Raw genomic sequence first — 17,317 nt, forward strand, 5'->3', positions numbered from 1 at the left:
ATGAATCCCGCAATTTGTGGCGGAGGATCATTGCTTCACCTCAGAAAGTCTGTCCGGCGATCATGACCAGATGCTCTATGATCGGGCCGAGAGCCAGCGCTGGGAAGAAGGTCAGGCCGCCAACAATCAGGATCGTACCGACGAGAAGGCCGACGAAGAGTGGGCCATCAGTCGGGAATGTGCCGGCGGAAGCGGGAACCGTCTTCTTGGTGACCAACGAGCCTGCGATTGCGAGAGCCGGAATGATGACCAGAAAGCGCCCCATCAGCATGCCGATGCCGAGCGTGATGTTGTACCAGGGCGTGTTGCCCGTCAGCCCACCGAAAGCCGAGCCGTTGTTCGCCGCAGCGGACGTATAGGCATAGAGAATTTCGGAGAAGCCGTGCGGACCCGCCGTACCGACCGACGCGACAGCCGATGGAAGCACGGTGGCGATCGCGGTGAAGACGAGCATCGCGAGCGGCAGGCACAGGATAGCGAGCACGGCCATTTTCATTTCCTTGGCTTCGATCTTCTTGCCGAGATATTCCGGCGTACGACCAACCATCAAACCTGCGACAAAGACGGCGACGATGATGAAGAGCAGGATGCCGTAGAAGCCTGCGCCGACGCCGCCGACGATGACTTCGCCAAGCTGCATGTTGATCAGCGGGATAAGGCCGCCGAGCGCCGTGAAGCTGCCGTGCATGGCGTTGACCGCGCCGCACGAGGCGGCCGTTGTGATCACCGCGAAGAGCGAGGACATGGCGACGCCGAAGCGGACTTCCTTGCCTTCCATGTTGCCACCGCCAAGGCCGAAGGCGTGCATCAGTGGGTTGCCGGCAGCTTCCGCCCAGTAGGTGACGATGACGCCGGCGATCAACAGTACGCCCATTGAGGCCAGGATCGCCCAGCCTTGACGCTGATTGCCGACCATGCGGCCGAAGACATTGGTCAGCGCCGCACCAATTGCAAAGATCGTGACCATTTGGATGAGGTTCGAGATCGCGTCCGGGTTCTCGAAGGGATGGGCGGAGTTGGCGTTGAAGAAGCCGCCGCCGTTGGTGCCTAACATCTTGATCGCGAGCTGTGAGGCGACCGGGCCGAGGGCAATCGTCTGCTGTGCACCTTCAAGCGTCGTCGCGTTGACGTAAGGACCGAGAGTTTGCGGAACACCAAGATAAACGTAAGCCAGCGTGAGAACGATGCAGAGCGGTAGGAGGATGTAGAGCGTGCAACGGGTCATATCGACCCAAAAATTGCCGACGGCCTTACCGGAAGCGCGCGCGAAGGCGCGAATGAAAGCCACTGCGATTGCAATGCCCGTCGCTGCCGATGCAAAATTCTGGACGGTTAAGCCAGCCATCTGCGTCAGATACGACATCGTGCTTTCGCCGCCGTAGTTCTGCCAGTTCGTATTGGTCGGAAAGCTGACAGCGGTGTTGAAGGAAAGCTCCGGTGGAACGGCGGCCATACCGGCTGGATTGTAAGGCAGCATGCCCTGCAGGCGAAGGAGCGCGTAAAGGACGAGCACACCGAACAGGTTGAACATCAGCATGGCGAAGGCATAGGAGGTCCAATGCTGCTCCTCGCGCTCGCTGGTGCCGGCGATGCGGTAAAGCCCCCGTTCGATCGGAACGAGGACCGGTGACAGGAATGTGCGCTCGCCATTGAAGACACGCGTCATGTAACCGCCGAGCGGCTTGACGAGCACGATGATGATCCCGCAGTAGAGCAGAATCTGAAGCCATCCGTTGAGGGTCATGGGAGGTAACTTTCAGTACGGGCAGCTTCGATTAGAAGCGCTCGGGGCGAATGAGGGCGTAGGTGAGATAAACGGTCAAAAACACCGTCACCGCACCGCTCAGGAAATAGTCGAAAATCATGGCGAGGTTCCTCGGTTCAGAGAGTGTCGCAGGCCTTGGTGTAGGCAAAGCACAGTGCGAAAAAGATCACGGCGATGCCGAGCAGAACGATGTCCATCATCGGGCGCATATCCTTCCAGACGTTTGAAAACGGTGAGGCAAATGGGCGAGCCTCGACCGGCAAAGGACGTTTCCCCGCCATGGTGTTATGCGCCTGATCCGGATAAAGGTTCGAGATGCGAGGCAATCGGTATAAATAAAAAAGTTATAAAGAATGTCGGCTACGGCAGCGTGCGAAACGACCGTGGGCCTATAGAGGCGCGACACCGAAGCCGGCATGAGGCTCACTACGAGATTCCTATAGGCCCGTCGTCATCCTCCAATGGAAATCCTACCCGTTCCAGACCTAGATGAACGACGGTCGCTGGGCCCCTGAAATCTCGCGCAGTCGCCGGTGCGTCCGTGCATGCCGTGCACATGGTCTTCGAGGGATTCAAATGAGAGAAGTAATGCCAAATCTTGCAGTGCCTCAGGGCGCTATCACGTCATTGGTGACTCCTTTCCGATCGGATCTGGTTGATCAACGCGGCCTGGAGCTTCTCGTTGATCGCCAGGTCCTCGGCGGCGTTGACGGGCTGCTCGTGTGCGATCCGACCGGGGAAGGGACCTCGCTGTCGGAGGACGAGCGAGATGCCGTCGTCAGGACTGCTGTCGCGGCGGCTCGCAATCGCGTTCCCGTCATCGCAGCCACCGGGACGAATTCTACATCGACGACGATCGAGCAGACGCTCCACGCCGCCGAGCTCGGCGCCGCGGCCGCTTTGGTGACCGTTCCCTATTATTCGAAGCCGGGCCAACGAGGGATCGTTCACCACTTCGAAGAGGTCGCGACCCGGACAAAAGTTCCAATCATCGTCGACGTGGACCCTAACAGGACGGCGAGCCCACTCGGCCTCAGCGCCCTGACCGAGTTGGCGAACATGCCGAACATTGTCGGCCTCAAGCATTGCGACGGGGACATAGCGTCCTTCGCCGCGATGCCTCCTGGTCTGAAGCACCGCTTCATCCAGTATGGAGGTCATGACCTGACGGCACTTGCGTTTCTAATCGCCGGGGGCTCGTCTGTAATTTCCCGCACGAGCAACATCACCCCCCAGCTTGTCAGTTCCATGCAAAAGGCGGCGTCCGGGCAGAATATCTGTGCGGCGCTTTTGATACAGAAGCGATTGGCACCCCTGGTGGCGGCGATAGGTGACAGCGGCGCACCGACGATCAAGCACGCGCTGTCGTTAATGACCGGGTGCAGTGCGGACGTACGGCTTCCGCTCGTGCCCGCGGAACCTGAGGAGTGCCACGCTATAGCCGCTGCGCTGGCACCCTACCTTGCGTCGGAGACCACCTTCAACATCAGGCGCCACGCGCAGATATGGGCCTGATTCCTATGGGATTTCGATTTTCTGAGCGGCCCAGTCCAATGGAACCCATATCCGGACTCGCTTACATTGACCGCGTTGCATTGCCGTGTCGGCGACCGCTTCACGACCATCGGAAAGGATTTTGAGATGGCACGCATTAATCGGGTTTCCCGCGAAACGGACCCGCTCCAATGGCATAACGCCCCTGTTTCCGCTCAGCAGAATATCGAGGCGCGCTTTATGATCGGCCGCGACCGTATGGGCCGCTGGATCGTCAAGGACAGGGAGGGGAATGTCGGGGGAATGTTTGTCAATGAATCGGCCGCGCTGCATTTTGCGCGCGAAGCGGCTGACTATGACGTTTCTCAGGTCTGCAAAGCTGCTGAGGGGCAGATCTTGGAACTTGGGATTCTCTCGGGTATCCGCACGCAGATTATTCACTAAGATCGGTTCCGGAACGGGCGCCGCCGCCAGCCCCTGCACTCTACGCATCGTGTTGTACTGGACTGCGTCCCCTCGACGTCCCTGTCCAGCGGTGAAGAGAAGTTCGACCCGATACAGGCGTCGACAACAGTTCATGGAACGGGCGACCGTAGGCCGCCACAGTGGCACGCCATGCTGGCGCCGAACTCGCAAGACTGGCACCTTTTCCCTGGCCCGACAGGCCATCCATCTGGGCTTCGTGCCGCGGCCGAAAATTCGTTTCACTTCGCCATGGAACACCTGCTCGCGCTCGAGGTCTTCGAGCGGAAGTCGGACCACGCTACGGTCGAAGTTTCCGGAACGGCGATCTTCCTCGCCAGCGCCCCGGACATGACACCCGGCGTCCTCCTGCATAATCTGAGACACATTCGCATGCTCGACGAGCGCAACGTGATCCTGAGCGTCCAAACGCTTCACCAAAATCCAGCTCCTCTTTGGCTTCATGGAGGATCAGAAAATATCCGCCGCGTTGCCGCTCTGCCGCAAGGCCGGCTTCGACTTCGAGATCATGTCGACGTCGTTCTATGTCGGGAGGCGAAAGCTGGTCGGAGATCCGAATACGGGTCTGCCGCATTGGCAGGACAAGCTGTTCATCGCCATGGCCGGCTTCGCCATCGATCCTTCGGACTACTTCCAGCTTCCGGCTAACCGCGTCGTGGAGCTCGGCGAGCAGATAGTGATCTGAGGTCGTCGTTGCATCCGTACATCTTGTCAGTCAAACTATCGCGGAAACTGTAAAGGCGGGTTGGAGTTGTTGTTTCGATATCTGAAGGATCGGAACCGGGATCGCGTCCCGGTCAAGGTTCTGCTCTGGCGCGATATCGTATAGGGCACCGTCGTCAATCTCCTCTTCGTCGGCCTTGCGCTTCTGACCATATACCATGGCTATCCCGACTGGCTGGCGGTCGCGGTGTTCTTTCTGCCGATGCCGTTCAACATTTTCCTCTGGTCTGGGGTCTGGCGTGCAGCCGCGCAGGTCTCCGGCATTGCTGCATGGATCGTCCGTGTACTCGGCACGGGCCGGCTGGCCGCGACCGTCGTCGTCTGATTTTCTTCCCACCCTCTTCGCAGGAAAGCTCCGCTTTGGTTCTGGAAATCTCGATCGTCATCCTTCTCACCATCGTCAATGGCGTACTCGCCATGTCGGAGCTTGCGGTCGTTTCCGCCCGACCGGCGCGGCTCAAGGTGCTCGCCGACCAGGGGAGCCGCGGCGCCCGCCAGGCCTTGCGACTTGCCGACAATCCAGCAAAGTTCCTTCCACCGTGATCGAGGCCGTTTGAAGGTCGCCGCATCACATGGTCCTGGTCTTCGACGAGTACGGTCACTTCGAAGGGGTGATCACGTCCGGCGATTTTCTGGAATCGATCATGGGCGTGTTTGGAGACGAAAGTGCAGACGAGCAGGCGATCAAGCGACGGGACGACGAAACCTACCTCGTCTCGGGATGGACGCCTATCGACGAGTTCGCGGATTCATGAACTTTCCGAAGGAGGACGACGTCGAATACCAGACCGTCGCCGGACTGGTGTTGGAAGAACTCAAGCACATTCATGATCTCGGGGAGTCTTTCGTCAAGAACGGCTGGCGCTTCGAGGTCATCGACCTAGACGGCCGCCGGGTCGACAAGGTGCTCGTCAGCGCCGATAAGGATGTCGGTCAGACCGGAGGCTGATTTTCGGACGATAGTCCGCATCCGCTGTTGACGCTTTCGGGTAGAAGGGAAGCATTGATGAAGAGGTTCGTAATCGCCCTGACGATCATAGTTGCGCTTCTCGCGGTGGCTGCGTCCTACCTCCTGCCGGAGATAGCGCAGAGAGCTGTGCCGACCGCCACCACGCCTGCCGAGTGAGCGGTATTGGGATTCACGGCTCCCCAACGCCACCGGGTATCAGGTAAAGACGCACTCGATTTGGCCAAGCGGGCCGAAGTCGGCTGCTAGATGCTGGCCTGCCCAGACCTGAAGAATTTTCGTGCACGAGCCAGTTGCGATGACGTCGTTCGGCTCGAGTTGTCGGCCCTTTGCTGCAAGCTCGGCGGCGAGCCAGGCGACAGCGTTCAAGGGATCGCCCATGACCGACGTCGCCTTTCCCGAAAAGACGGTCTGCTTGAACAGAAACGTCGTCACGTCGATCTTGGCGACATCGCCAAGCCGTACGTCCGGAGCCGGATCGCCGCAGATCGTTGCGACATGTAGGCCGAAGTCGGCAATCGCCGCATAGTCGCCATTGAATGTCCGGCGAGTCCGGCGGCCGATGATCCCAATGGCCGGTCGACAGGCCAGGATGGCGTCGCTGGCAGTTCTACTGTCGATGAGCTCGCCCGCCTCGGAATAGGATCGGCGCATGGTGAACACGAACTCGCACTGGACCCCGATCGTTTCTGGCGGAAGTCGGAACTCCTTTACCCCTTCAAGAAGATAGGACGCGGGAATCTCCGAATAGATTGGGGTGGTCAAACCCAACGTCTGACGTGAGGCGTCGCTTGTACCGATAATGGCATAGCCCTTTCGCTCGAAGCCCAGGGCTTCCTGCGCGATCGACTGGATGTCGTATGCCTCCTTTTCCGAGGCAATCAGGTTTAAAGGAAGATCGCAGACGTCTTCACGGCGTCGACTCTTGGCGAGGATGTCGCCGGTTGCGTCCTTGAGTTCGAAATACATCTTCGGGCTCCAATTCCTGAGATTGGCTGTGACGTGAAGATGGTCTTTCGCGCGTTAGGTGTCCATGCGAACGCGAGCTCGTGGAAATCAAAATCCCATAGTGGCACCAGGTTCCGATGGTCACGCTTATACGATACTTATAAATCTCACCTCGCTCCCACATGGAATTCAAATCCAACACAGCCCACTTCTGTTTGTTAGGAGGATTTGCTCATGTCCTTGGATAGTGAACTTTCCCACTCCGAAGGTGGCGTCGCGGCGAAGCCGAAGGTTGACAGTGACCTTGGCCTTTCAGAAATACCATCCCCAGTCCAATATCTCGCCTCTTTGATCATGGCGGGAATGGCCACGGCAATCGCCGCCGGCTTTGACCGCTATGAGACAATTCCGAACCTGTCGCTGATCTACGTCCTGCCTGTCGTCGTCAGCAGCGTCGCATTCGGTCTTGGTCCGGCATTGTTTTCCGCGCTTATCGGAGCCCTTGCCTACAACTTCTTCTTCACCGAGCCCCGTTTTTCGCTTGCGGTAGCGGACACAGCCAACATCTGGGCTATTGCGCTGCTCTTCGTCGTCGGCTGCATAACCAGCACCATTGTATCGACGAAACGGCACGACAAAGCGGAGCTTGACCGCTTCCGTCTACACCAGGACAAACTCAAGATTTACGCGCGTCAGATGATTGCAGCGACCTCCGCAGAGCAAGCGAAAGACCTCACGCGTTCAATCCTGGCGGAGATTCTCCAGGCTCCGGTCGCCCTCGTTTACGCGGGCAGCGACAACGTGAAGGTCGACGGCGAGGCAAACCTAACCGAAGTGGAAATAGATGCGGCGAGAGCGGCATCTGCGTCGAACGCGATGGTGGCTGCGGGTGTCTACCCCTTTGACAAATCCCGCTTCGATTTCTGGCCGGTCCAAGCGACTGTTGACGAGACGATTGTCATTGGTGTTGCATTCAGTCCGGAGCGTCGTCCGGCAAATCCTGATGCGACCATGGAGACTGTCGCGCTGATCCTCGCTGCAACGATTGATCGCTACAAGGTATAGGCCGGCGCCGGATGAGCACACCCCACGCGAAGCGTATCGAGCTTCGCGATCACGTAAAGCTCCCGGAGAGGCACCGGCGGGCTTTCATGCAGTTCCTATTTGCGGCAGCTCTTCGCCGTATCGATTTCATACGCGCGACGATGCAGATTCGTTCCGCTGAATATCTGGTGGAGACATGAATGTTCGGTCGCGTCGTGCGGTCCGATGGGCGCCAGTGGAGGAGGCGTTCACGCCCTATCGCGCGCGCTGCCGTTCATACCAGTCCAAGCGCCCCTCGCGGCTGCTAACAAGGGTCCAAGCGGCCGGTTTTTTGCATTCGCGTTCTCTAGATGTTCTCGCCATCGCGTCCTGCCGGCCTAATCCGCGCGGCGCCTGCCACGGAAGAACCATCCGGAATACAGACAGATAAGAAAGAGCACAAAGTGGACCGTGCCACGCACAGCGCTGAGCTCAGGCGACTGGACCGCGCTGGTCCACATCAGCGGGATCGGGATCTTCGCGAAGTAGAAGTAGAATTGCATCCCGCTGCTGACGAAGAACGCGCCGGCAAGGAATTTGCGGTACTCGCGGTATCGCATCGCGACGTAGAGTGTCGGCAGCCCAATCACGATGATCGCGGCAACAAGATATGGAAGCATGGGCCTTATCCTGGGCTCGCGCTTGCCGCCCGCCCGTTCTTCTACATATTCGGCAGATGCCGAACATATCAAACAAGGTGGGCGAGGACGAGCGGCGCTTCGTGGCGGACGTGGCTCGGCCGCTCGCGCAAATGGGGCGTACCACCCGTCGCCGCCCGGCTCTATGGGCGTCCGCTTCTCTCCCGCCACGCTGCCGGGAGCGGCAGGTGGCGGCGGGCCATAGCATAACGCTGGTCAGGATCGTCCTTGATGCGATCGAGGGCGTCCGCCCAGAACTCACCATTCTCAGGTGCCGGACCTGTTGCCTGTGCAACAAAGCTTCCATCCGGCTCCTGCCGACCGACCACTTCCCACATGCCGCGGTCGGGCGCACGGGCCTCTTCGTCGGCTCTCTCGGGCGAAGAACTATCATAAGAGGTTTTTCGAATGACGTACACGGCAAGCGCGGATACTGCACTCCTTGCGCAGCGTCTGTCTCTTCGGTCTGTACACAGATCGAATGACATCGTAAGCAAACTCTAATCGATACTTTTCGAGGGGAAAGGACAGCAATGGAGTTCGACCTCAGCCGCGTTTTGGACGCGCTTCCGGCCATGGTGTGGATCGCACTGCCAGACGGGCAGCTCGAGCTCATCAATCGACGCTGGTCTGAATACACCGGCCTCAGTCTGGACGAAGCCCGTGGCTCGGAATGGCAGACTGCGGCACACCCGGACGACCTGCCCGCACTGTTCGAACGCTGGCGGTCGATTCTTGCGTCCGGCCAGTCAGGCGAGATGGAGGCGCGCGTTCGGCGCTTCGACGGGCAGTATCGCCGAGTTCGCGTGCAATGCAGTCCGATGCTCGACGATGCCGGACGGATCATCAAATGGTGTGGAACGGTCACCGATGTCGAGGATTTTCGGCGAGCTGAGGAGGCCTTGCGGCGACGTGAGCTCGACTTTCAGTTGATCGTCGACAGCATCCCGATTCCGGTCGCCGTGACGACACCATCAGGCGAGGTCGAAGGCCTTAATCAACTGACCCTCGACTATTTCGGCAAGACATTCGAGGAGCTGAAAGGCTGGAAGGTCTCCGAAGTCGTCCATCCGGACGATCTCGAGCGGACGGTCGCCGCTCATCTGGAGGCGCACCAGCAGGGCAATTCGTACAACATCGAGATTCGCCACCGTCGCGCCGACGGCGTCTACCGCTGGTACAACGTCCTGGGCCTGCCTCTACGGGATCCGCAAGGCAACATCCTCCGCTGGCTCCACTTGCTGATCGACATCGATGATCGGAGGCGGGCAGAGGCGGCCCTCCAGGCCGCGAACGACAGGCTTGCGCGTGCATCGCAGGTCGCAAGCCTGGTCGAACTCTCCGCCTCGATCGCGCACGAGGTCAATCAGCCGATTGCCGCTGCACTCGCCAACGCGCAGGCTGCGTTTCGCTGGCTGGGAAGGGACCCGCCCGATCTTGCGGAGGTGAGAGAGGCGCTCGACGACGTTGTGAAGGACGGCACGCGAGCCGGAGCTGTCATTGATCGGATACGCTCGCTGTTCAAGAACGCACCGCCGTCGCTTGAGAACCTGGACATCACCGAGGCGCTCAGCGAGATTGTTGCCCTTAGCCGCGGCAAAGCCCTGAAGAGCGGTGTCTCCTTACAAGTCCAACTCTCGGAGGGCTTGCCGACCGTCCGAGGAGACCGCGTACAGTTGCAGCAAGTGATGCTCAACTTGATCACCAACGCCATCGAGGCGATGAGCGATGTCGATGATGGTAATCGCAATCTTCGGATCACCGCCGGAAGAGACGACGACAAAGTCTTTGTCAGCGTGCAGGACTCCGGTCCGGGCTTGACGCAAGCCGCCTTGGAGCGCGTCTTCGAACCGTTTTACACGACCAAGCCGAGCGGTCTCGGGGTGGGGCTGTCGATCTGCCGTTCTATCATAGAGGCCCACAGCGGCGCGCTCTGGGCGACAAACGCCGAGAAGGGCGGCGCCGTGTTTTCGTTTACTGTTCCCATGTCCATGTCGACAAAATCCAGAATAGGCGTTCCGAATCCCGTCGCGCCCAGCCAAGAGTCTAAACCGTTCGCCGATATAGTCTCCTGAACTGCTTCAGTCAGTTCCATAGGCGAGCCGATTATCAAACCGCATCAAGTCCAACGGTCTTGGCTAATGCCTTCGTCTTGCATCCGAGGCAGTTTCCGTCATGCTATGGTTTCAACGCTTTTAGAGAACATGGGCCTTTAAATGTCGCACAGTCCGGACGATAGAGCGATTGTCTACATCGTCGACGACGATGAAGCGCTGCGTCGCGCGCTAGACCGCCTGTTCCGCTCGGTTAGCCTTGAAACGCGCAGCTATGGAGCTGCCCGCGAGTTTATCGATGCGCAGCGACCGGATCTACCCGGATGCATCGTACTCGACGTAAGGCTGCCGGGCATCAACGGGCTTGAATTCCAGGCGCAGCTTGGCGAGCTGGGCATCAACTTACCCCGTCGTCCTGATCACCGGTCACGGCGATATTCCCATGACGGTTCGGGCCATGAAGGCCGGGGCCGTAGACTTCCTGCCGAAGCCTTTCCGCGACCAGGACATGCTCGATGCAGTGAGCACGGCGATCAACCGCGATCGCAGCCGACGCGCCACGGAGGACCTCACTGCCGGTCTCAAAGGTCGCTTTGCCACATTATCGACGCGCGAGCGGGAAGTGATGATGCTGGCGACCTCCGGCAGGATGAACAAGCAGATCGCCGGGGATCTGGGACTGAGCGAGGTGACGGTCAAAATCCATCGTGGTGCTGCGATGCGCAAGATGGGTGCTCGTACGCTCGCCGATCTGGTGCGAATGGCCGATGCCTTGAAACTGGGACTTGAGCACGACGCTAACACCTGAGTATGATTTCCAAAGGGTGGGACGTGTGCGAGGCTGACGTTCAGCGCTCCGCTCTATCTCCGCGGCCAAGCTAACAAGAAGCGAGTGATGCCGCGTGGCAGGGGAACCACTCATCTCCATTATCGACGACGATCAGGCGATGCGGTCAGCGCTTGTCAGGCTGATCCGTTCGCTCGGATATGTTGCCCGTGGTTTCGCATCAGCCGAGGAATTCATCGAGGCGGGTGTCATGTCGGGCTGTTCCTGCGTCATCACGGACGTCCAGATGCCGGGCATGAGCGGCATCCATCTGACAAGGCTGATCGCGGAGCGGCAATCCGAGGTGCCTGTAATCCTGATTACCGCTCGTACTGAGCCTGGACTCGAGGAGAGCGCCCTTGCCAGCGGGGCCGTCGCCGTCTTCAGGAAGCCGATAGACACCACGGCCTTTGTTGAATGCCTGGAAATGGCGATAAGGGCATGAGCCCACTCGGCCCGCCTCTGCTCCCGCACTAGATTAGTCTTCATCAGGATTTCAACCCGCAACGGCCGCTCACGGCTGACAACAGCGGTGTGAAGGGCGGCGGTTGCCCTCCTGGCGCAGGCGGCAGAGCCATCAAGCTGACCGGGGATACCGCTCCGTGGCATCTAATACCAACGCATGAGCCGCATAGCCGCTCGTCTTAACCAGACAGCCGCCCGTACGATGGCGACGACGGCATTCGTCCAGCAGTATGCTCATCACCGACCTGGCACGTGTGAGTGCCGATCGAAAGATCTCAAACGGAGAAGCACATGCTGCAAATCACCTCCAAACAAGCCCAGGCGATCATCTCGGCCGGCGAGGCTAAGGCCGTCGACATCGGCGTCCCCGTCAACATTACGGTGCTGGATGCCGGCGCCCATCTGAAGGCGTTCAGCCGCATGGATGGCGCAGTGCTCGGCTCGATCGACATTGCCACGCGCAAGGCACGAACCGCCGCGCTTTTCCAGACCACCAGCGAGGCCGTCTGGGAATATTGCAGGCCGGGCGCGCCCGCCCACGCACTCGAACTTACGAATGGTGGCCTCGCCCCCTTTGCGGGCGGGATTCCGCTCGTTGATGCGGACGGCACGATGATTGGCGCTGTCGGCGTGTCAGGCGGGTCCGTCCCGCAGGATCTCGAAATCGCACAGGCGGCCGCGGCCGCCCTGGGCGCCTAACCCTCTCAAGGGCAACTACCAACCAGTCGAAAGGAACTTCCATGTCCAAAACAATTCTCATCACCGGTGCAGGTTCGGGCTTTGGCAAGGGCGCCGCCATCGGCATGGCCAAGAACGGCCACAACATCATCGCCACCTGCCAGGTTTCGCCGATGGTCACCGCACTGCGCAACGAGGTGGAGGCGCTCGGTCTGGCCGACCGAATTCGCGTCGAGCGTCTCGACCTCACGGATCCTTATGACATCAAGCAAGCCCAGGGATGGGACTTCGACGTCCTCTGGAACAATGCCGGACAGGGCGAGCCGGGTCCGGTCTGGGAAATCCCCGTAGACATCGTCCGTCGCAACTTCGAAACGAATGTCTTCCTTCCGCTGACGCTCACGCAAGGTGTCGTCCAGCGCTGGATCCGCGAGGGCAAGCATCACGGCAAGAAGGTGGTCTTCACCTCCTCGATGGGCGGCCTGTTCACGCCGGCGAACTGGGGCACCTACGTCTCCACGAAGCACGCGCTGGAATCCATTGCTGAGGCTCTGCAGCAGGAACTCGCCGCCTACGGGATCAAGATCCAGACCATCAATCCCGGCGCCTACTATACGGGCTACAACGAGACCATGGCCGACAATCCGTTCCGCTGGATGGACGACAGCAAGAACTTCACCAAGCGTGCCGACCTGCGCAAGGGCTTCGACGACTTCTTCGCAACCCCGGAAGGCAGGCTGGACCCGAAGGAGATGATCGATCGCATGATCGAGATCGTTCCGGCGGATACCGGCAAGTTCCGCAACGTATGCCCGAAGGTCATCGAGGACATGCTGAAGGATCACCAGCTCAAAGCCTGGGAGGCCCAGATCTAGGACTTCGCGGCGTTGCCCCTGCCGCTCACCTACCCCGTCGGGGAGCTGCGGGGGCAATCCAACTCGTTCCAAGGCGACTCTGACATGAGCAAAAACAAGCTATTGGTGGCAACTCTGCGGGGCACCGCGTGTGCGGCCTTCATTTCAATCTTCATCGCGACAGGAGCCGCAGTCGCTGCCGACGAGGCAGCGAACAAGGCAACGGTCCAGAAAGCCTTCGACGCTTGGGCTGCGGGCACCGGAAGCCCGTACGACCTTCTGGCAGACAACGTCACGTGGACAATCACGGGCAATTCGGCCGCGTCCAAATCCTATGGCAGTCGGGATGCCTTCATCAACGAGGTGATCAAGCCCTTCAACGCCCGCATGAGTGTCGGTCTCAAGCCGACGATCCGGAACATGTACGCCGACGGCGACACGGTGATAGTGTTCTTCGATGTCGCCGGAACGGCGAAGGACGGCCAGCCATACAAGAACACCTACGCGTGGTTCCTTGATCTCGATGGCGGCAAAATCGTCAAAGCGTCGGCTTTCTTCGACAGCATTGCCTTCGACAAGCTCTGGGCGCTGCCCGCCGCCTCTGAATAGGAAAGGAGACCGAAATGAAGACATGGTTCATAACCGGAGCATCGCGCGGATTCGGCGCCCGCATCGCGCAGCTTGCTTTCGAACGCGGCGACAACGTGGTCGCGACTGCCCGCAGTGCAGGATCGGTCACGGAGAAGCTCGGAGAGCGAGGCAACCTGCTCGCGGCCGCACTCGATGTGACGAACGAGGAGCAGGCGCGTGACGCTGCCCGACAGGCAGTCGAGCGCTTCGGCACAATCGACGTGCTCCTCAACAACGCAGGTTTCGGCCTTGTCGGTGCGGTCGAGGAAGCCACCGGAGAGGAAGTCGAACGTCTCTATCGGACGAACGTCTTCGGTCTGCTGACGGTGACGCGTGCCGTCCTCCCGCAGATGCGGGCGCAGAGGTCGGGTCGCATCCTCAACATCTCATCGATCGGCGGCTACCGCGCTGGCGCAGGATTCGGTGTCTACTGTTCCACGAAGTTCGCAGTCGAAGGATTATCCGAGGCGCTTCATGCGGAACTGGAACCGCTTGGAATCCACGTTACCGTGATCGAACCCGGCTACTTCCGGACGGACTTCCTCGACCCCAGCTCGTTATCATCGAGCGGCAACAGGATCCGCGACTATGATGCTACCGCCGGCGCGGTTCGCGAGCGCGCGTCCTCGCTGAACCACAACCAGCCCGGAGACCCGGAAAAGTTCGCGCAGCAGGTCGTGGCATTCGCCGACATCGCCCAGCCTCCCGTTCGCATGCCGTTCGGCAGCGACACCGTTGCGGCGATCGAGGCGAAGCATCTCGGCGATGCCGACATCATCAGGCAGTGGCGAGAGGTATCGGTCTCCACTGACTTTTGATGAGGATGCATCTCGTCGCCTCTGGTTGCGTTCTAGGCGGAGCCGTTCTTTGATAGGCCACGTTGGCCACGGGGAGACATATGGACGGCATCCACCTCTTTGAACTCGTGATCGCGATGTTTCTCGCGATCATCGCGCTCCACTATCTGGCCCATCGGCTGGGACTGCCTCCGACGGTCGCACTGCTTACGGGCGGTGCTGCTTTGGCCTTCGTCCCCGGGCTGCCAGTGGTAACGGTGGATCCGGAGCTTGTTCTCGTCATCTTCCTGCCGCCGCTTCTGTTCGACGGGGCTTGGTCCATCGCCGTCGACAGGCTGAAGCGCCACATGTTCGGCATTGCCTCGCTGGCAGTTGGCGCCGTGCTCTTCACCACGATCGTCGTTGCTGTTGTCGCTCATCTGCTGATGCCTTCGTTGCCTTGGGCTGCCTGCGCGGCGCTGGGAGCGATCGTATCGCCGCCGGACGCGGTGTCCGCCCGAGCGGTACTCGAGCGGGTTCGCCTGCCACGACGTCTTCAGATCCTTCTGGAGGGCGAGAGCCTGCTGAATGACGCGAGCGGGTTGGTCCTTTTTCGCTTCGCCGTTGCAGCGGCAGCGACTGGCGCGTTCAGTACGGTCAGTGCAGTTGGGACGTTCCTTGTGCTTGCCGCCGGCGGGGCGGCGGTGGGGGTCGTGCTCGGTTTCGCGTGGGTCAGGCTCATCCGGAGACTGCGCGACGACTACCTCATGATCGCTGCGACCACGTTGCTCTGCTGGATCGCATACCTTCTGGGAGAGCAACTCCATGTGTCGGGTGTGATCGCCACCGTCACAGCGGGTCTGATCGCCTCCTGGCACCAGCACACCGTGATGTCGGCCGGGACGCGCATGCGCGGCACGTCATTCTGGACAGTGCTCGTCTTCCTGATGGAGGCGATGGTGTTCATCCTGATTGGCCTATCGCTGCGCGATGTCGTCGAGCGCGGCGGCGGCTTCGGGGTGCTGGTCGAAACCATGGCGTTTCCGGCGCTTGTGATCCTTGCCGCCCTCGTTGCGGCTCGCTTCGTCTGGGTCTTCGGCTCCGATCTGGCGATCAGGCTTGCAAACGGGGTAGGACTCGCTCGATCGGTTCCGATGGGGGCGGGGGCGGCGACGGTGTTGAGCTGGGCAGGCGTCCGCGGTGTGGTCACCCTCGCGCTTGCCTTGAGCTTGCCCGAAGGGTTTCCCGGGCGGGATTTCATCCTCGTCATTTCCTTTGCCGTGATCATGGGGACGGTGCTCGTGCAGGGGACGACGCTAGGTGCGGTGATTTCCTGGGCTGGCTTGGGAGAGGCGGAAGCCGAGCGCGCGCCGATGACGATGAGCCAGGCCGAGGCGGCGATGGCACAAGTCCAGTTCACGAAGGTGAGAGATCTCGCTTACGACATCGAGGGGAACCTCATCCATCCCCAACTGCTGAAGAGGTACGAGCATCGGGCGACGGCCATCGTGGATTACGCGGAGCGGACCGTGGATTACATGCCGATGCTTCACGCCCATTTCGACGTCGTCCTAGAGGCGGTTGCCGTCGGCCGGACGGAACTGATCCGACTGCATCGTTCGGGACAAATCGATGACGAAACCCTCCGCGAACTGGAGCGTGATCTGGATCTTGAAGAATTGAGTGCGATCTCCGCGAAGGCATAATGTTCGAACTTGCGTTCGCCGAGATACCGCACAGTGCGCCATGTCAAACGACTTCACGACATCGTTCGACGATGTCAGGTAGAAGACGCGCGGTGCAATGGGGATCGTGCCGAAGAAGTCGCGGCAGACCGCATGCAGCAAAATTTCGCCAACCTCTCCCCGGCGCTTGTAGTTGTCGCTCGTATAGACCTGACCGCCGCCTGCTGCATCTTGACGTATGAGTTCGAATGATTGACATCGAGCTCGTCCTCCTTAAGGGCGTAGTCGAGAATCCATTCGATCAGGTGTCTCGCTAGAGCATCGCAACGCCACGCCGAGAATTCGAACCCTGCACAGTAACTATTGTTGTTGAACGGAATATCGATCTTCAGAACGTGTTTGAGCAGTCTGTTCGGCTTGATCGAATACTTCGTCACAACCGTCTCTGTAAAAAAATCCGGGAATGAGAATCACTGAGTAATTCTATCATGAGTTGACTTACTAACCCATGATCCGTGGTCGTGAAGTTGCACGAAAATCGCCAATGCATGCGGAAAACCAAAGCTGCGCCCTGAAGGACATGGCGTGGGATCCTGACCAAGTGGTTCTTGTCCCCAAGGATTCATGCTGAGTGATGTCGAACCACGACTCCTGGTCTCAAGCGCGGAACCCGGTTGCAGCTGCCGAAGGATATGACGGTGAATCCTGTTCGCGAAATCGCTGCCTAGTATTAATCACTGTATATCCGAGTACTTGTCCCGATGAGCGAATTTTCAATTAAATTGAACTGTAACGAGGCGATCCATATACACGTGCTGTATTTCGTAACGGGATCGAAAAGCGGCGAGTTTGAGCTCAATACAATGCCATTTTCCGCGTACGAAGGGGTTTTTCGACCTGTTAACTGGTTGTTGAGGATAACTGGCGAATGGCCGTTTGAAGCCTCTTTTCGCGGTCAACCTGGGGAACGTCGTTACGTGTCAACAATTGTAAAGAGGGCGGCAGTGGGGAAGAACTCGGTAGGCCACTCGATTGCCAGAACCCAAGCTCAGATGAGACAAAGCTGGTCGGAACGATCGGAGGAGAGGCCGCTGGATCACGGTGGCGCTCACCGCGCTTCGCTGCCGATCGAACTATCGCAACAACAGGTAGGCCGACCTACGCGTCCCTCCGCGGTCGCTACACCAGGATGGGAAATGTCGAAATAAGCCGAAGACGGCCCTTCAGGCCGGTCCAGTTCGCACTTAT

General features: G+C 59.6%; 17 protein-coding genes and 3 pseudogenes. 15 read left to right on the forward strand and 5 right to left on the reverse strand.

Features of this window, described 5'->3' with window-relative positions:
• Positions 1-40: 40 nt before the first annotated feature.
• From kdpA to FHX09_RS07350, 3 genes are read right to left on the reverse strand one after another with little or no spacing between them, the layout of a single operon-like run.
• Positions 41-1,744 (reverse strand): potassium-transporting ATPase subunit KdpA, encoded by a 1,704-nt coding sequence (kdpA, locus tag FHX09_RS07340; protein ID WP_132594708.1) that lies wholly within the window; start codon positions 1,742-1,744, stop codon positions 41-43.
• A 31-nt stretch (positions 1,745-1,775) separates the two neighbouring features.
• A complete protein-coding gene (locus tag FHX09_RS07345; RefSeq protein WP_037068191.1) occupies positions 1,776-1,865 on the reverse strand; it encodes a K(+)-transporting ATPase subunit F in 90 nt (29 codons plus the stop codon).
• Positions 1,866-1,881: 16 nt separating this feature from the next.
• A complete protein-coding gene (locus FHX09_RS07350; RefSeq protein ID WP_165933208.1) occupies positions 1,882-2,046 on the reverse strand; it encodes a hypothetical protein in 165 nt (54 codons plus the stop codon).
• Between the two features lie 307 nt (positions 2,047-2,353).
• Here FHX09_RS07350 and dapA point away from each other — a divergent pair, with 307 nt between their 5' ends.
• From dapA to FHX09_RS29735, 6 genes and pseudogenes are all read left to right on the forward strand, one after another.
• Positions 2,354-3,280 (forward strand): 4-hydroxy-tetrahydrodipicolinate synthase, encoded by a 927-nt coding sequence (gene dapA / locus FHX09_RS07355; RefSeq protein WP_132594706.1) that lies wholly within the window; start codon positions 2,354-2,356, stop codon positions 3,278-3,280.
• A 219-nt stretch (positions 3,281-3,499) separates the two neighbouring features.
• On the forward strand, positions 3,500-3,703 hold the full coding sequence (locus FHX09_RS07360; protein ID WP_246699409.1) for a hypothetical protein: 204 nt from the start codon (positions 3,500-3,502) through the stop codon (positions 3,701-3,703).
• Between the two features lie 300 nt (positions 3,704-4,003).
• A pseudogene (trkD, locus tag FHX09_RS07365) lies at positions 4,004-4,427 on the forward strand (potassium transporter Kup); the annotation flags it as partial.
• 225 nt (positions 4,428-4,652) lie between these two features.
• Positions 4,653-4,790 (forward strand): hypothetical protein, encoded by a 138-nt coding sequence (locus FHX09_RS29725; RefSeq protein ID WP_245505581.1) that lies wholly within the window; start codon positions 4,653-4,655, stop codon positions 4,788-4,790.
• Between the two features lie 92 nt (positions 4,791-4,882).
• The gene (locus FHX09_RS29730; protein WP_245505583.1) at positions 4,883-5,008 is read left to right on the forward strand and encodes a CNNM domain-containing protein; all 126 of its coding nucleotides are present in this window, start codon (positions 4,883-4,885) and stop codon (positions 5,006-5,008) included.
• Positions 5,005-5,414 (forward strand): annotated as a pseudogene (locus tag FHX09_RS29735) (transporter associated domain-containing protein); the annotation flags it as partial. The gene FHX09_RS29730 and the pseudogene FHX09_RS29735, both read left to right, overlap by 4 nt.
• Positions 5,415-5,630: 216 nt before the next feature.
• Here the strand turns inward: FHX09_RS29735 and FHX09_RS07375 are convergent.
• Positions 5,631-6,401, reverse strand: coding sequence for a hydratase (locus FHX09_RS07375; RefSeq protein WP_183723096.1), 771 nt, complete (start codon positions 6,399-6,401; stop codon positions 5,631-5,633).
• A 213-nt stretch (positions 6,402-6,614) separates the two neighbouring features.
• Between FHX09_RS07375 and FHX09_RS07380 the strand changes: the two genes are divergently transcribed.
• Positions 6,615-7,445 carry a DUF4118 domain-containing protein gene (locus FHX09_RS07380; protein WP_184449639.1) on the forward strand — a complete coding sequence of 277 codons (831 nt, stop codon included), beginning with the start codon at positions 6,615-6,617 and terminating at the stop codon, positions 7,443-7,445.
• Between the two features lie 356 nt (positions 7,446-7,801).
• Here the strand turns inward: FHX09_RS07380 and FHX09_RS07385 are convergent, their stop codons facing one another.
• Positions 7,802-8,083 (reverse strand): hypothetical protein, encoded by a 282-nt coding sequence (locus FHX09_RS07385; protein ID WP_184449642.1) that lies wholly within the window; start codon positions 8,081-8,083, stop codon positions 7,802-7,804.
• Between the two features lie 551 nt (positions 8,084-8,634).
• Here FHX09_RS07385 and FHX09_RS07390 point away from each other — a divergent pair.
• From FHX09_RS07390 to FHX09_RS07425, 8 genes and pseudogenes are all read left to right on the forward strand, one after another.
• Positions 8,635-10,176 carry a PAS domain-containing sensor histidine kinase gene (locus FHX09_RS07390; protein ID WP_184449644.1) on the forward strand — a complete coding sequence of 514 codons (1,542 nt, stop codon included), beginning with the start codon at positions 8,635-8,637 and terminating at the stop codon, positions 10,174-10,176.
• A gap of 141 nt (positions 10,177-10,317) precedes the next feature.
• A pseudogene (locus tag FHX09_RS30300) lies at positions 10,318-10,963 on the forward strand (response regulator transcription factor).
• A gap of 94 nt (positions 10,964-11,057) precedes the next feature.
• Positions 11,058-11,426 carry a response regulator gene (locus FHX09_RS07400; RefSeq protein ID WP_184449646.1) on the forward strand — a complete coding sequence of 123 codons (369 nt, stop codon included), beginning with the start codon at positions 11,058-11,060 and terminating at the stop codon, positions 11,424-11,426.
• A gap of 311 nt (positions 11,427-11,737) precedes the next feature.
• Positions 11,738-12,145: a heme-binding protein gene (locus FHX09_RS07405; protein ID WP_184449648.1), complete on the forward strand. Its 408-nt coding sequence runs from the start codon at positions 11,738-11,740 to the stop codon at positions 12,143-12,145.
• 41 nt (positions 12,146-12,186) lie between these two features.
• Positions 12,187-12,999, forward strand: coding sequence for an SDR family oxidoreductase (locus FHX09_RS07410; protein WP_184449650.1), 813 nt, complete (start codon positions 12,187-12,189; stop codon positions 12,997-12,999).
• A gap of 84 nt (positions 13,000-13,083) precedes the next feature.
• Positions 13,084-13,587: a nuclear transport factor 2 family protein gene (locus tag FHX09_RS07415; protein ID WP_184449651.1), complete on the forward strand. Its 504-nt coding sequence runs from the start codon at positions 13,084-13,086 to the stop codon at positions 13,585-13,587.
• A 14-nt stretch (positions 13,588-13,601) separates the two neighbouring features.
• Positions 13,602-14,426 carry an oxidoreductase gene (locus FHX09_RS07420; RefSeq protein WP_184449653.1) on the forward strand — a complete coding sequence of 275 codons (825 nt, stop codon included), beginning with the start codon at positions 13,602-13,604 and terminating at the stop codon, positions 14,424-14,426.
• A gap of 80 nt (positions 14,427-14,506) precedes the next feature.
• The gene (locus tag FHX09_RS07425) at positions 14,507-16,090 is read left to right on the forward strand and encodes a Na+/H+ antiporter (protein ID WP_184449655.1); all 1,584 of its coding nucleotides are present in this window, start codon (positions 14,507-14,509) and stop codon (positions 16,088-16,090) included.
• The last annotated feature ends 1,227 nt before the right edge of the window (positions 16,091-17,317 follow it).

Source organism: Rhizobium sp. BK538, assembly GCF_014197575.1.
Taxonomy (GTDB): Bacteria; Pseudomonadota; Alphaproteobacteria; order Rhizobiales; family Rhizobiaceae; genus Rhizobium.

What these genes read in the sequence shown, in the direction of transcription:
- FHX09_RS07350 (WP_165933208.1), bottom strand. Translation starts at nt 2,046, where the DNA reads ATGGCGGGGAAACGTCCTTTGCCGGTCGAGGCTCGCCCATTTGCCTCA.
- FHX09_RS07390 (WP_184449644.1), top strand. Translation starts at nt 8,635, where the DNA reads ATGGAGTTCGACCTCAGCCGCGTTTTGGACGCGCTTCCGGCCATGGTG.
- FHX09_RS07375 (WP_183723096.1), bottom strand. Translation starts at nt 6,401, where the DNA reads ATGTATTTCGAACTCAAGGACGCAACCGGCGACATCCTCGCCAAGAGT.
- FHX09_RS07380 (WP_184449639.1), top strand. Translation starts at nt 6,615, where the DNA reads ATGTCCTTGGATAGTGAACTTTCCCACTCCGAAGGTGGCGTCGCGGCG.
- FHX09_RS07425 (WP_184449655.1), top strand. Translation starts at nt 14,507, where the DNA reads ATGGACGGCATCCACCTCTTTGAACTCGTGATCGCGATGTTTCTCGCG.
- FHX09_RS07345 (WP_037068191.1), bottom strand. Translation starts at nt 1,865, where the DNA reads ATGATTTTCGACTATTTCCTGAGCGGTGCGGTGACGGTGTTTTTGACC.
- kdpA (WP_132594708.1), bottom strand. Translation starts at nt 1,744, where the DNA reads ATGACCCTCAACGGATGGCTTCAGATTCTGCTCTACTGCGGGATCATC.
- FHX09_RS07360 (WP_246699409.1), top strand. Translation starts at nt 3,500, where the DNA reads ATGATCGGCCGCGACCGTATGGGCCGCTGGATCGTCAAGGACAGGGAG.
- FHX09_RS29730 (WP_245505583.1), top strand. Translation starts at nt 4,883, where the DNA reads ATGTCGGAGCTTGCGGTCGTTTCCGCCCGACCGGCGCGGCTCAAGGTG.
- FHX09_RS07410 (WP_184449650.1), top strand. Translation starts at nt 12,187, where the DNA reads ATGTCCAAAACAATTCTCATCACCGGTGCAGGTTCGGGCTTTGGCAAG.
- FHX09_RS07420 (WP_184449653.1), top strand. Translation starts at nt 13,602, where the DNA reads ATGAAGACATGGTTCATAACCGGAGCATCGCGCGGATTCGGCGCCCGC.
- dapA (WP_132594706.1), top strand. Translation starts at nt 2,354, where the DNA reads ATGCCAAATCTTGCAGTGCCTCAGGGCGCTATCACGTCATTGGTGACT.
- FHX09_RS07415 (WP_184449651.1), top strand. Translation starts at nt 13,084, where the DNA reads ATGAGCAAAAACAAGCTATTGGTGGCAACTCTGCGGGGCACCGCGTGT.
- FHX09_RS07385 (WP_184449642.1), bottom strand. Translation starts at nt 8,083, where the DNA reads ATGCTTCCATATCTTGTTGCCGCGATCATCGTGATTGGGCTGCCGACA.
- FHX09_RS07405 (WP_184449648.1), top strand. Translation starts at nt 11,738, where the DNA reads ATGCTGCAAATCACCTCCAAACAAGCCCAGGCGATCATCTCGGCCGGC.